Raw genomic sequence first — 13,911 nt, 5'->3', positions numbered from 1 at the left:
CCCGTTTGTCCCAACCGGTTCTCTCCCTCACCGGCATCACCAAGCGCTTTGGCGCCCTGGTGGCCAATGACAATATCTCGCTGGAACTCGGGTCTGGCGAGATTTTGGCGCTGCTGGGCGAGAACGGTGCGGGCAAGTCCACGCTGGTGTCGATCCTCTTTGGCCACTACACCGCCGATGCTGGTGAGATCCACGTCAATGGCCGCCCCTTGCCCCCGGGCGACCCCAAAGCCGCTCTGGCCGCAGGCATTGGCATGGTGCACCAGCATTTCACGCTGGCTGACAACCTGAGTGTGCAAGACAACGTGATGATGGGCAGCGAGTCGCTGTGGCAGCCCTTCACCCGCCAGCGCGATGCACTGGACAAGCTCAAGGCGGTGGCGCTTGAATTTGGCTTGAGTGTGGACCCCAAGGCCAAGGTGGGCAACCTGTCGGTGGGTGAGCGCCAGCGGGTCGAGATTCTCAAGGCCCTGTATCGGGGCGCGCGCATTTTGATTCTGGATGAGCCTACCGCCGTGTTGACGCCGCAAGAGTCTGAGAGCCTTTTTGAGGTTCTAGCCCAGATGGTGACACAGGGTTTAGCTATTATTTTCATCAGCCATAAATTGGGCGAGGTGCTGCGTGTCTCGAACCGGGTAGCGGTCCTGCGCGCAGGCCGCCTGGTCGCCGAGGCACCCGCCCAAGGCACGACACAAGCCCAGCTGGCGCAGTGGATGGTCGGGCACGCCGTGGCTCCGCCTGAGCGCCGGCCCGCTTCAGCGGTGGGTGATGCGGTGTGTGTGCTTGATCGAGTCAGCACTGGGACCGGGCGGGAGCGGTTGGAACAGCTCAGCCTGGCACTCCACGCGGGTGAGATTGTGGCCATCGCCGGGGTGTCGGGCAACGGTCAGGTGGCGCTGGCCGAACTGCTGTGTGGCACACGTCAGGCCAGCGCTGGCAGCGTCATGTTTCTGGACCAGCCGATGCCGCAGCATCCGGCTGAGCTGGTGGCGCTGGGTGTGGCACGGATCCCCGAAGACCGGCACGCCGTCGGGGTGGTAGGTGATTTGCCGGTGTGGGAGAACGCGGTGTCCGAGCGCTTGCGCAGCCCGGTTTTTTCACGCTGGGGCTGGGTTCGACGCGCGCACGCGCGTGCCTACGCCAAGCGTGTGCTGGACGCCTTTGACGTGCGCGGCGGTGGCCCGCTGGTAGCGGCCCGGTCCTTGTCAGGTGGCAACATGCAGAAGCTTATTTTAGGCCGAGCGCTTATGCAGCCTGAGTTGGTAGCTACAAATAATATGGCGCATCATCATTCCAATGTGCCAAGACTGATCATTGCGCACCAGCCCACCTGGGGTCTGGACATCGGTGCCGTGGCCTACGTGCAGGCGCAGTTGATCGCCGCGCGCGACGCCGGCGCGGCCGTGCTGCTGATATCGGACGATCTGGACGAGGTGTTGACGCTGGGTGACCGCGTGGCGGTGATGCACGCCGGCCAGTTGACGGCTGCCCGACCTGCGTTGGAATGGAGCCGCGAAGCCATCGGTCTGGCCATGGCGGGCGTGGGAGTTCACCCATGAGACTCGAAAGACGCAGCCAAACCTCGTCACTCGCCCTGGCGCTGGCGCCACTGGGGGCGGTGCTGTTCACGTTGTTGATCAGCGCGCTGCTGGTCATGTGGGCCGGCGCGCCGGTGGGACAGACCTATGTTTTGCTGCTCAAAGGTGGCTTTGGTTCGGTCTTTGCCTGGAGCGAGACCCTGACCCGGGCCATCCCCTTGCTGCTGACCGGACTGGCCGCTGCGGTGGCGTTCAAGGCCAGGCTGTTCAATATTGGCGCAGAGGGTCAGTTGTACGCCGGTGCAATGGCCGCGGTGGCGGTGGGTGGGCTGCACGGCGGCAGCGGATTTGATCTGCCCCCGGCCCTGCTGTTTGTGCTGATGATGCTGGCTGCTGCACTGGCCGGGGCTGGCTTGCTGCTCGGGCCAGCCTTGTTGAAAGCGCGGCTCGGCGTGGACGAGGTGGTCACCACCTTGTTGCTGAACTTCATTGTGCTGCTGGCGGTGTCACTGATGCTCGACGGTCCGATGAAGGATCCCACCGCCATGGGCTGGCCACAAAGTGTGGCGTTGTTGCCAGAGCTGGAGTTGGGTAAGCTGATTGCGCAAACCCGCGTGCACAGTGGCTTGCTGTGGGGGCTGGCGCTGGCGCTGGGACTGTGGGCGTTGTTAAAGTACAGCGTGCTGGGCTTTGACATCCGGGCGGTCGGTGCCAATGCGCGGGCGGCGGCGTTTGCCGGGGTGTCGGTGACCCGCACCGTGGTGCTGGTGGCCTTGCTCTCGGGTGGCTTGGCCGGGCTGGCGGGTGCCATCGAGGTGGCCGGGCGCACCAGTTACCTGACGCTGGACATGTCACCGGGTTATGGTTACAGCGGCATTGTGATTGCCATGCTGGCCGGCCTGCACCCGCTGGGGGTGGTGCTGGGCAGTGTGTTTGTTGCCGGGGTGCTGGTCGGTGCCGACAGCATGAGCCGCGTTATCGGCGTGCCAACCTACATAGCCGATGTGATCGTGGCCACCTCGCTGATCGCGGTGCTGGTGGCCAGTTTGTTGGCGCAATACCGGGTGAGGGCGAAATGACCCCCACACCCGTCACATGGTGTACTGCGCTGCCCCCCGAGGGGCTGCGCCTTGCAGGAGGCGCACCGGCGCAGCGGCAGCAATGAGCGAATTTTTGGACATCCTCTCCAACCCGGCGTTCTGGGTGGCGGTGCTACGCATTGCCACACCGCTGATTCTCGGCACACTGGGTGTACTGTTGTGTGAGCGCGCCGGAGTGCTTAACTTGGGTATTGAGGGCATCATGGTGGCCGGTGCCTTTACCGGCTGGCTGGCGGTGTACAGCGGCGGCTCGTTGTGGCTGGGGGTGGGGGTGGCGGCGCTGACCGGTGCCGTGTTGGGTGTGTTGCATGCTTTCCTGACGGTTTCGCTGGCCTTGTCCCAGCATGTGTCGGGGCTTGGTATCACCTTGTTAGCTACCGCGCTGAGCTATTACGGCTACCGGGTGAGTTTCCCCAAGGTGTCGACACCACCCACCATCACCCCGTTTGCCGAGATGGGGTGGTTGCCGGTGCCAATTCTGGCGCAACAAACCGCCATGACTCTGCTGGCCTTGCTGGCGGTGCCGCTGATGACCTATGTTCTATTCAAAACACCGGTGGGTCTGGCGCTGCGCATGGTGGGTGAAAACCCGCAGGCGGCGGAAGGGCAGGGCGTGTCGGTGGTGCGGGTGCGGACCGGAGCGATTGTGGCGGGCTCTGCGCTGATGGCGGTGGCGGGCTCGTTTTTGACGCTGTCGGCCTTTAACGCCTTCTTTTTCAATATGGTCAACGGTCGTGGCTGGATTTGCGTGGCGCTGGTGGTGTTTGCCTCGTGGCGACCCGGCAAGGCGTTGCTGGGCGCGCTGCTGTTTGCTTTTTTTGACGCCTTGCAACTGCGATTGCAGCAAGCCGGTGATGCTGCGCTGCCGTACCAGTTGTACCTGATGCTGCCGTATGTGCTGTCGATTGCGGCACTGATCCTGGTGGCGCGCAAGGCGAGTTACCCGCAGGCGCTGATGAAGCCGTATCGCAAGGGCGAGCGTTAGGCCAGCAGTCGCACGGTGCGTGCGGTGCCTTGCAGCAAGATCGGTTGTAATCTCGGGGATCGTCGGCGTGCCGTTTGTCTGGCACAGGCAAAATGCAAGGAGTAGCATGACATCGTTGCCCGGACCGCTTTGTGCGGCTTTATTTCAACACCTGCCGGACGGCGTATTTCTGATCGATCCGGAGAGTTCCAATATCCTGGATTGCAACGCCGCCGCCCTGACCCAGCTGGGTATGATGCGTGACGAGGTACTCAACCATTCGGTATTGAGTTTGCAAAAGGACGTGATCGGCATGGACCAGTGGGTCAGCATTGCGCAGGCCATCCGTGCCACAGACAGTTTTGTCTTCATTGGGCAACACCGCCACAAAACCGGTGCCGAGGTGCCAGTTGAAGTCAACACCAGGGCCTTTTTTCATCAGGGCTGTGAGTATTTTTTGTCGATTGCCCGCGACATCAGCCAGCGTCTGGCCATTGAGCGTGATCTGCACAATCGGGACACGCAGCTGCGCTATGCCCTCACCGAAGCCTCAGACGGCCTATGGGACTGGAACCTGAAGACCAACGAGGTGTTTTTCAGCCCGCAGCTCGAACGGATGCTCGGTTACGGCCCGAGCGAAATGCGGCCGACGCTTGACACCTGGAGCGCCAACATCCATCCCGACGATGCTCATTGGGTGCAAAACATCCTGCAAGAGCATATTGGCGACAAGCGCGAGCGCTACGTGGCCGAGTACCGCCTGCGCAATCGCAACGGTCATTACCTTTGGGTGTGTGACCGTGGCCGGGTCTGTGAACGCAGCGCTCAGGGGGTCCCGACCCGTATGGTGGGGATGGTGCAGAACATCACCAATCGCAAGAACACCGAGTTGCAACTGCAGAACATGGCCTCGCACGACCCGCTGACGGGTCTGCTCAATCGCCGTGAGTGCGACAAGGTGCTGGCGCGGCAAATCGAGCTTTGCCGCCGTTTGCAGATTCCATTGGGTCTGTGTTTTTTCGATCTGGACCATTTCAAACGTGTCAACGACGAGTTTGGGCATGCCGTAGGTGACCGCGTTCTCAGGCATCTGGCCAAGGTCATTGAGTCAGAAATACGCGCTACCGACTACCTGTTTCGTTGGGGTGGCGAGGAGTTTTTGCTGGTCTGTGCCGACACCCCCCTTGCTGATCTGGCCAAACTGGCAGAAAAGTTGCGATGCAAGTTTGAACAAATCGAGTGGTCCGACGTGGCTCCCCTGTCACGCATGACCTGCAGTTTTGGTGTTGCCTGTTTTCCCGAACATGGGCAGAACATTGAAACCTTGTTCATCGCAGCCGACGCTGCCCTCTACCGCGCCAAGGCCGCCGGTCGCAATTGTGTTGAGCTTGGCACCGCCGAAGTCCTTGCGGCGGCACCCGAGCAGCCGAGCCCAACCCAGTCCGAGCGGCGTCATCCGCAGTGAGCGCAGCGTTTGTGGCCCTTAACACCCAGCGATTGAGTTTGATATGCGATCCAATCCGGTCCTGAAGTCACGCTTTGCCTCCCTCAAAACTTCGGGCTTGTTGCCATCGCCCAAAGGCGCGGCGCTGGCTGTGCTGCGCCTGACACAGAAGGACAATTCCACGGCCGCAGAACTTGCCCATGCCGTCGAAGCCGATCCAGCCTTGGTGGCCCGCCTGATCAAGCTGGCCAACAGCTGCCAGTTTGCAGGCACGCGCCCGATTTTGGCGATCCGTGATGCCATCAGCATTCTTGGGCAAAACGCCGTCCGTGGGCTGACGCTGGCGGTCTCGCTGATGGGGCAGCGCCAGGTGCACAGTTGCCCCGGTTTTGATTACGACGCTTTCTGGTCGCGCGCTCTGGCCTGTGCCGTGGCCATGCGCCATGTTTCGGGTCGGGTGCGGGTGGTCCAGGCCGATGAGGCGTTCACGCTGGGCCTGCTGTCCCATGTGGGCGAACTCGGGCTGGCGGGCCTGTTTCCGAAGACCTATGGCGCGGTGCGTTTGTCTGGGGGGGGGCACATGGCGCGTCAGTTGGCCCTGGAGCGTGAAAGGTATGACTTTGACCACGCTGAGTTGACCGCGGAGATGCTGCTCGACTGGGGGTTTCCTGAAGCTTTGGTTGAACCGGCGATGTTGTTTGAGTCGGATGATGCCCCCGCTTCTGGCACGCATTCACGCCTCAGTTTGCTGGTGTGGTTATTGCGTCTGGGTAGCCTGGTGGCGACCATTTGTTTGACCCCAGCCGACAGCCGCCAGACCTGGGTTCAGGATTTGCTGACATTGGGTGCAGAGCAGGGCATTGAGCCTGCCGAATTGTTGACCCTGTGTGATGCCTCCGTGGCGGACTGGGCTGACTGGAGCCGGCTGCTGCAGGTTGACGCGACGACACTCCCTCCCTTTGCCGAGCTGGCCAAGTTGGCACCCGTGGCGTCAATTCAGACACCCACAATGGATTCAGCCGCAGCTCCCGGCTCTGGGGAGCCATCGGCTCATGCGGCTTTTGCGGCAGAGTTTGCCCGGCTGAATCAACGCATCGAAGAGGCACGCCAGCGCGACCTTGCCAACGAACAACGCATGGAGTTGGCGCTTCAGGGTGCTGAGTTGGGCTCTTGGGACTGGCATGTACCCAGCGGTGCCGTGGTGCTCAATGAGCGCTGGTGCAACATCCTGGGTTATCGGTCCAGGGAAATCGTGCCCCATATGGACAGCTGGCGGCAACTGGTACACCCGGACGACCGTGATCGGGTGATCCACGACATGCAGCAGCATTTCAAGGGGCAGACGCCGGGCTACGAGAACGAGCATCGCTTGCGCCATAAAAATGGCAGCTGGATCTGGGTGATGGATCGTGCCAAAGTGGTGGAACGCGCCCCCGATGGGGCACCGCTGCGGGTGGTGGGCACCCACATGGACATCACCCAGCGCAAACACATCGAGACCGAACTGTTGCGTTCCAATGCTGAACTGGAGCAGTTCAGCTACACCATCTCACATGACCTGCGTCAGCCCCTGCGCATGATCAGCAGCTATCTGCAACTGCTGGAAAAAGACCTGGCACCACATCTTGGCGTGCAACAACGTGCCTACTTCGATTTTGCGTTGGATGGTGCGCGTCACATGGACGCCATGATGTTGGGTCTGCTCGACTATTCACGGATCGGACGCCAGGGCGAACCGACCCGCTGGGTCGAGAGCCGGGGCATGGTTGAGCAGGCGCTGCAATTCCTGCAACCCGGCATTCGTGAAACCGGAGCACAAGTGCAATGCCTGGGAGACTGGCCCATGGTGCTGGTCAGCCCGCTGCAGACACTGCGGTTGGTGCAAAACCTGCTGTCCAATGCCTTGAAGTTTCGCGATGCGCAACGTACACCCGACATCCGCCTCACCAGTCACGCAGAGCCTGGTGTCTGGCGTTTCTGTGTGGCAGACAACGGCATTGGGTTTGCACCGTCGCAATCGGGTCGTTTGTTTCAGGTCTTTTCACGCCTGCAGCCACGCACGGCGTTTGAGGGTACCGGTATTGGCCTGGCCCTGTGCCGCAAGATCGCTGAGCATCAGGGCGGACGCATCTGGGCCGAATCCGCCGGGGAGGGCAAGGGAAGCCTTTTTGGCTTTGAACTGCCACAGCGTCTGCCAGGCGCCGAGGTCGACGCGACAAGATCATGAGCGCAGGCAAATTTTCAGAGTTGAGCGGTCACGGGCAACACCAGGCCATGGCCAAGGTGGTACTGCTGATCGAAGACGAACCCGGCGACATTGGCCTGATTCGCCTGCAGTTGTCGCAAGACACTGCTGAGCGTTATGAAGTGCATGTGGCGCAGTCCATGGCACAGGCGCGCCAACTGGTCCAGGCGGGGCGATTCCAGCCCGACGTGGTGTTACTGGACCTGAATTTGCCGGATTCGCGGGGGGTTGAGACGGTGCAGATGTGCCGCGCGCTGATTGACGCCCCTGTCATCGTGCTCACCGGGCTCGATGATCTGGCCGCCAACCAGGCGGCCATCCAGTCCGGTGCTGAAGACTATCTGAGCAAGGGTGGTGAGGCCAAGTATCTGCACAAGGCCTTGCGCTACGCCATGTTGCGCTATCAACGTGATACCGATATGCGGCGTGCCACGGCGGTGCTCACTCAGTCCTACGACGGCATCATGATCACCAATGCAGCGGGTGTCATGGTCGAGGTCAACCCGGCGCTGTGCCGTATCACCGGCTATAGCGCGGCGGAGCTGCTCGGGCATAACCCCAGGATGTTGTCATCAGGACGGCACGATCAGCGCTTCTTTGCCAGCTTGTGGCGCGATGTGCTTGACAAGGGGGCCTGGCAAGGTGAGTTGGTGAATCGCCACAAGGCCGGTCATCTGTATTACGTCGACGAGTCCATTACCTTGTGCCGCAATGGGGCCGGACGTATACAGCAGTTCATTGCTGTGGTCAGCGACATCACCGAACGTCGTGCCGCCCAGGAGGCGCTGCAACGCAACAACACCTTGTTGCAGGGCATTCTGGACAGCATTCCGGTCGCCTTGTGCGCTTTTGACCAGGATCTGAACCTGATCGCCAAGAATGGGCTCTACCAAAGTGGACTGGATTTGCCAGACCACTTGTTTCAGCCAACACCCGTCAGTTTTGAGCGCATTTTGCAGTTCCAGATCGCACTGGGTGAGTTTGGTTCGGGCGATCAGCGTGAAATTATGGCGGAGCGCCTGTCACAGATCCGCCAGGGGCTGGCACTTCAGTACGAGCGCACGCGTCCCAACGGAACTGTGCTCGATATCCGTTCTGCCCCGATGCCTGGCGGTGGCTTTGTCACCACCTTCAGCGATATCACCGAGCGCCAGCGTGCACAGGGTCAGGCGATGCAGAACATGCAACTGTTGCGTGGTGCCATCGACTCCATTGACGAGGCCTTTGTGATCTTCGATGCAGACGACCGCTTGTTGTACTGCAATGAGAAGTACCGTCGACTTTACGCGCTGGCCTCGGATGTGATTTCGCCTGGCGCACGTTTTGAGGACATTGTGCGCATCGGTGCCCAGCGCGGACAGTACCCCGATGCAGCGGGCCAGGTGGACACCTGGGTAGCGCAACGTGTGGCCTTGCATCAGGGCGCTGACCGCTCCATGTTGCAACGCCTGTCGGATGGCCGGATTCTGCGCGTCATTGAGCGACGGTTGCCCGACGGCTGCTCAGTGGGCTACCGCATTGACATCACTGACCTGGTTCGTGCCACCGAGGAGGCGCAAGCGGCCAACATTGCCAAAAGCCGCTTTCTGGCCACCATGTCGCATGAAATACGCACACCGATGAACGGCATTTTGGGAATGGCGCAGTTGCTGAACCAGATCGGCCTGAGCGAGCGTGACCGACAGGAGTACGCGCGGACTGTGCTCAGTTCCGGACAGTCGCTGCTGGCTTTGCTCAACGATATTCTCGATTTGTCCAAAATCGAGGCCGGGCGCATGGAACTGGACTGTGCAGCGGTGTCACCCGCCGAGTTGTTGCAGGAAACCGTGGCCCTGTTTTCCGGCGCTGCAAAAAACAAGGGTTTGCTGCTGGAGCAGCAGTGGCTGGGGCAGTCGGGCGCACGTTATCTGACCGATGCTTACCGACTGCGGCAGATGCTGTCCAATCTGATTGGCAATGCCATCAAGTTCACCAGCCAAGGGCAGGTCCGGATCGAAGCCACTGAACTCGACCGTGTGGACAGCAAGGCGGAGCTTGAGTTCGCGGTCACCGACACCGGTATCGGCATTGCCCACGACAAACAGTTGCAATTGTTTGAGGCGTTTTCCCAGGCTGACAGTTCCACCACCCGCGAATATGGTGGCTCCGGCCTGGGCTTGTCGATCGTCAGCCGTCTGGCCAGCCTGTTTGGCGGCACTGTGGGTGTCGAAAGTGAGCCGGGCCAGGGTGCCAGATTTTGGTTTCGGGTTGGTGCCGAAGTGGCGCCGTCGCAGCCACTGCCGGTGGGCGAGTTGGTCCCGGCGCTCAACCCGGCGGCCAGCGCGAGCGCCTCGAGCCAGCAGTTTGCCGGAACCATTCTGGTGGCTGAGGACAATCCGGTGAATTGCATGGTGATCGAGGGCTTGCTGGGCACCCTGGGGCTGAGTGTGGTTGTGGTGGGTGACGGCGCGCAGGCGGTCGCGGCGCTGGCGCAGGGTGATTTGCCGGATCTGGTGCTGATGGACCTGCACATGCCGGTGATGGACGGCTATACCGCGACGCTGAGCATTCGGCAGCACGAGCAGAGCACCGGGCGCAAGCGGGTTCCCGTGATTGCGCTGACAGCCGACGCCTTTGAAGACGACCGCCTGCATTGCCTGTCGGTTGGCATGGATGATTTTTTGACCAAACCGATCGGACTGGAGGCACTGCGGCAAGCCCTGGCCAAATGGCTGGTGGTCAGCGTCGAAGCCGGTCATCGGTCGGAGGTCCCGCCGCGTGGGGCCGAACTGCAGGACTCGCCGCACCTCCAAGGCATGCTCGACCATACCCGGGCCCTGTTGGCGTTGCACAAATACGATGCCATCGAGCAGTTTGAGGCACTGCAGCAAGCGGCGGCGCGGTCGACGCTGGCGGCGGTCCTGGGTGAAGCGGCACCATTGGTGAAGGCCTTGCGTTTTGAAGATGCACTGACTTTGCTGCAGTCGGTGTCGATCTGGCCCGAAGTCTGATAAGCTGAACGCATCATGGATGCCCCCAAGCCCAAAGTACTGGCCATTGACGACACCCCGGTCAATCTGCTGACCCTGGGGGCGGCGTTGAAGTCCGAGTTTGACCTGCAGCTGGCAACTTCCGGACCGATGGGCATCCAGCTTGCCTTGCAGGACCCACCTGACCTGATCCTGCTTGACATCATGATGCCCGGCATGGACGGCTTTGAAACCTGCCGACGCCTCAAGGCAGAACCCACGCTGAGCGAGATACCGGTTGTTTTTGTCACCGCGCTGCACGAACTGGACGCCGAGGTGAAAGGCCTTGAACTCGGTGCCGCCGACTACATTACCAAGCCGATCCAGGTCGAAACCGCACGCCAGCGCATCCGCAATCTGGTGGAGCGTGAGCAGTTGCGCCGCGAGGTGATGGCCCAGCGCGACCAGCTGATCACCGAAGTTGCCAACCACATGCGGACCCAGGCCAGCCTGAAACGGCTGACCGTGGCGATCGAGCAAAGTGCCGCTTCTGTGGTGATCACCGATCTGGACGCCCGCATTGAATACGTCAACCCACATTTCACCACCGTCACTGGGTACCGTGCGGCTGAAGTGATCGGGCAGAACCCGCGCCTGTTGCAGTCCGGCCTGACGCCGGGCAGTGTATATGTACAGATGTGGGCGCAGGTGACTGCTGGCAGGGCCTGGAAAGGTGAGCTGGTCAACAGGCGCAAATCGGGCGAGGTCTATTGGGAAGATTGTCAAATTGCGCCGGTCAAGGACAGCACCGGGACGGTGACCCATTACGTCGCGGTGAAGACCGATATCAGTGCGCGCAAACAGGCCGAAGCCAAGCTGCAGCTTGCTGCCGGTGTGTTTGCCAGTGCCCGCGAGGGCATCTCGATCACCGAACTGGACGGCACCATTGTCGACGTCAACGATGCCTTCACCCGCATCACGGGCTACAGCCGCGATGAGGTGATCGGTCAGCACACGCGCCTCTTGAGTTCCGGCCATCAGAACAAGGAGTTCTATCAGCTGATGTGGGAGCAGCTGGTCAGCAAGGGACACTGGTACGGTGAGATCTGGAACCGGCGCAAGAGCGGCGAGGTCTATGCGGAGATGCTCGCCATTTCCACCGTGTTGAACGCGCAGGGTGAACCGCAAAATTACGTGGCGCTGTTCTCTGATATCACCGCGATGAAAGAGCACCAGCGGGAGCTGGACCACATTGCCCATTACGATGTGCTGACAGGTTTACCGAACCGCGTCTTGCTGGCGGACCGGCTGCGCCAGGGCATGAATCAGGCGCAACGGCGTGGCCAGCAACTGGCGGTGATCTTTCTGGATCTGGATGGTTTCAAGGTGATCAACGACAGTCATGGGCATGAAGCAGGTGATCTGCTGCTGATGACGGTGGCGCGGCGCATGAAGCAGACGCTGCGCGAAGGCGACACCTTGGCGCGTATTGGCGGAGACGAGTTTGTCGCGGTGCTGCTGGACATGGAGAACACCGCAGCGAGTCTGCCACTGCTCAATCGACTGCTCGAAGCGGCCGCACAACCGGTGCAATTGCTGAACGTGTCACTCAAGGTGTCGGCCAGCCTGGGTGTGACCTTTTACCCGCAAAGCCTCGACATTGATGCCGAGCAGTTGCTGCGCCAGGCTGACCAGGCCATGTACCAGGCCAAACTGGCCGGCAAAAACCGCTTTCACCTGTTCGATACCGCGCAAGACAGTGGTCTGCGCAGCCACCATGAGAGCCTGAAGCGCATTCGCCAGGCGCTGCTGGGCAATGAACTGTTGTTGCACTACCAGCCCAAAGTCAATATGCAAACCGGCAAGGTGATGGGTGTCGAAGCACTGCTGCGCTGGCAGCACCCAGAGCTGGGTATGCAAATGCCCGGCTCCTTCCTGCCCACGGTGGAGGACCACCCGTTGGCAGTTGAAGTGGGTGAATGGGTCATTGAGACCGCACTGCAGCAGATCGAAAACTGGCGGGCACAGGGGTTTGATGTGAGTGTCAGCGTGAATGTGGGCGCGCGCCAGTTGCAACAAATGGACTTTGCCGCTCGCTTGGGCCAGATCCTGGCGCGCCACCCCGAGGTGAATCCGTCCAACCTGGAGCTCGAAGTGCTGGAGACCAGTGCGCTCGAAGACATTGCCGGTGTGTCGCAGGTGATCAAGCAATGCTCCGACATGGGTGTGGAGTTTGCCCTGGATGATTTTGGTACCGGGTACTCGTCGCTCACCTACCTGAAGCGTCTGCCGGTCAGCACGCTCAAGATGGATCAGAGCTTTGTACGCGACATGCTGATCAATGCCGACGATCTGGCGATTCTCGAAGGGGTCATCGGGCTGGCCAAGGCATTCCAGCGAACGGTGATTGCCGAGGGTGTGGAAACCGTGGAGCACGGAGTGCAACTGCTCAAGCTCGGCTGCTATCTGGCGCAGGGTTATGGCATTGCCCGGCCGATGCCGGCACAAGACCTGCCAGCCTGGGCCGCCCGCTGGAAGCCTGACCCGTCTTGGACCCGGATTCCATAACAAATGTGTTCCTGGCGCATGTTTGACTAGTGATCTAAGCTATATATTAAGTAGCTTCTTGGCCTATGGAAGTGGTCACGGTTTTTTGATCCGCCGCAAGGGTGCTCGTCAGACCTGCAAGTAAAATGTCAGCATTGAACGCTAGTCCCCCCTGATGGGTCAGCCAACCTGCCGCACGCTAACTGCAGCCCGGCGGACTCAACGAGTGTGTTTTTGTTTAACTCCTGGAGAAAAGTATGACGATCAAGATTGGTATCAACGGCTTTGGCCGTATCGGACGTAACGTATTGCGCTCGGCCCTGCAGAGTTTTCCTGACATCGAAGTGGTGGCCATCAACGACCTGCTCGAACCCAACTACCTCGCTTACATGTTGCAGTACGACTCGGTACATGGGCGCTTCAAGGGTGAGGTGTCGGTAGAAGGCAACACCTTGACCGTCAATGGCAAGAAAATTCGCCTGACGCAAGAAAAAGACCCCACCAACCTGAAGTGGAACGAAGTCGGTGCCGACATCGTGATCGAATCCACCGGCATTTTCCTGGACAAGGCCGGTGGTGAAAAACACCTGGCCGCCGGTGCCAAGAAGGTGATCTTTTCGGCACCTTCCAAAGACGACACCCCGATGTTTGTGTTTGGCGTCAACGACAGCACCTACGCCGGCCAGGCCATCGTCAGCAACGCGTCGTGCACCACCAACTGTCTGGCCCCGCTGGCCAAGGTGATTCATGACAAGTTTGGCATCAAGCGCGGCCTGATGACCACCGTGCACGCAGCCACTGCGACGCAAAAAACGGTCGACGGCCCGAGCAACAAAGACTGGCGCGGTGGCCGCGGCATTCTGGAAAACATCATCCCCAGCAGCACCGGTGCTGCCAAAGCCGTGGGTGTGGTGATTCCATCGCTTAACAAGAAGCTCACCGGCATGTCTTTCCGTGTGCCGACCAGCGATGTATCGGTTGTGGATTTGACCTGTGAACTCAATACCGCTGCCACCATGGCCGAAATTTGCGCTGAAATCAAGGCCCAGTCCGAAGGTGCCATGAAGGGTGTGCTGGGTTACACCGACGAAAAGGTGGTGGCCACCGATTTCCGTGGCGAAACCC

8 protein-coding genes are annotated in these 13,911 nt (G+C 60.6%); all 8 read left to right on the top strand.

Annotation, left to right across the window (positions count from 1 at the left end; translation table 11 throughout):
* The first annotated feature begins 5 nt into the window (after positions 1-5).
* Positions 6-1,559 (top strand): ABC transporter ATP-binding protein, encoded by a 1,554-nt coding sequence (locus KBF66_RS11505; RefSeq protein ID WP_296656582.1) that lies wholly within the window; start codon positions 6-8, stop codon positions 1,557-1,559.
* Positions 1,556-2,617: an ABC transporter permease gene (locus KBF66_RS11500; protein ID WP_296656580.1), complete on the top strand. Its 1,062-nt coding sequence runs from the start codon at positions 1,556-1,558 to the stop codon at positions 2,615-2,617. Before KBF66_RS11505 ends, KBF66_RS11500 begins: the two co-directional genes overlap by 4 nt.
* Before the next feature lie 82 nt (positions 2,618-2,699).
* Positions 2,700-3,623, top strand: coding sequence for an ABC transporter permease (locus KBF66_RS11495; RefSeq protein WP_296656578.1), 924 nt, complete (start codon positions 2,700-2,702; stop codon positions 3,621-3,623).
* 106 nt (positions 3,624-3,729) lie between these two features.
* The gene (locus tag KBF66_RS11490; protein WP_296656575.1) at positions 3,730-5,067 is read left to right on the top strand and encodes a diguanylate cyclase; all 1,338 of its coding nucleotides are present in this window, start codon (positions 3,730-3,732) and stop codon (positions 5,065-5,067) included.
* 43 nt (positions 5,068-5,110) lie between these two features.
* Positions 5,111-7,273, top strand: coding sequence for an HDOD domain-containing protein (locus KBF66_RS11485; protein WP_296656573.1), 2,163 nt, complete (start codon positions 5,111-5,113; stop codon positions 7,271-7,273).
* Entirely contained in the window at positions 7,270-10,281 is a 3,012-nt protein-coding gene (locus tag KBF66_RS11480) for a PAS-domain containing protein (RefSeq protein WP_296656571.1), read from the top strand. The genes KBF66_RS11485 and KBF66_RS11480 overlap by 4 nt, the downstream gene beginning before the upstream one ends.
* A 15-nt stretch (positions 10,282-10,296) precedes the next feature.
* Positions 10,297-12,807, top strand: coding sequence for an EAL domain-containing protein (locus tag KBF66_RS11475; RefSeq protein WP_296656568.1), 2,511 nt, complete (start codon positions 10,297-10,299; stop codon positions 12,805-12,807).
* Positions 12,808-13,043: 236 nt separating this feature from the next.
* The coding region (gene gap, locus KBF66_RS11470; RefSeq protein WP_296656565.1) for a type I glyceraldehyde-3-phosphate dehydrogenase at positions 13,044-13,911 on the top strand (868 nt) is incomplete at its 3' end.

The organism is Rhodoferax sp., assembly GCF_018063565.1.
In the GTDB taxonomy this organism is placed as follows: Bacteria; Pseudomonadota; Gammaproteobacteria; order Burkholderiales; family Burkholderiaceae_C; genus Rhodoferax.
This window is presented reverse-complemented; position numbering and strand designations above follow the sequence as displayed.